This is a genomic window from Faecalitalea cylindroides ATCC 27803 (assembly GCF_000469305.1).
Lineage (GTDB): Bacteria > Bacillota_I > Bacilli_A > Erysipelotrichales > Erysipelotrichaceae > Faecalitalea > Faecalitalea cylindroides.
This window is the reverse complement of record NZ_KI271028.1, coordinates 1-702: the sequence shown is the minus strand read 5'-3', so window position 1 is coordinate 702 and position 702 is coordinate 1. Positions and strand designations below refer to the sequence as shown.

Here is a 702-nt window from a genome sequence, read left to right as displayed (position 1 = left end):
GTAACGACCATAGAGGACTGCGGATTTTTCGAGAGTATTCCCTTGTGGGCGGTAACGCTTATCGGAGGATTATTTATCACGGTGCTGTCGTTCATTCTGATAATGACAGTGTATGGACGATTTTTCAAGTTGTATATGTACACAGCACTTGCACCGATACCGCTTTCCACATTTGCAGGAGAACCTACACAGAATGTAGGCAAGAGTTTTATCAAAAGCTATTGTGCAGTTCTGCTTGAGGGAGCAGTCATTGTACTTGCTTGTATTATTTTCTCCGTATTTGCTTCATCGCCACCAGTAGTGAATCCTGATGCAGCAGCAGTTACGCAGGTGTGGGCATATATCGGGGAATTGGTATTTAATATGCTTGTTCTTGTCGGTGCAGTAAAAATGTCTGACCGTATTATCCGAGAGATGATGGGACTTTAAGGAGAGATTTTGAGATGAACCAAAGAGATTGTAAGAAATGCGTTTACTATGGCGGTAAACGAAAAGGCAAAGTCTTTTGCCTGAATGATAAATGCGTGAGGGAGAAAGACCGAAACCGCAGGAAAGGAAACAGATATGGAAGTAAAAATTAACCGAGAAATCAGAAATTATACAGAGTCAATGTTTTTTGGACTGTCGCTCAGACAGTTCATTTTTTCTGTTCTCGCTTGTGGCGTTGCGGTAGGACTGTATTTCTTGCTCAGACCGTATGTT

At 42.0% G+C, this 702-nt stretch carries 1 protein-coding gene and 1 pseudogene; both read left to right on the top strand.

Annotated features, from left to right (window positions below):
* Positions 1–429 (top strand): annotated as a pseudogene (locus HMPREF0367_RS07215) (hypothetical protein); the annotation flags it as partial.
* A 135-nt stretch (positions 430–564) separates the two neighbouring features.
* On the top strand, positions 565–702 hold a 138-nt coding region (locus HMPREF0367_RS07210), incomplete at its 3' end, for a PrgI family protein (RefSeq protein WP_035402810.1).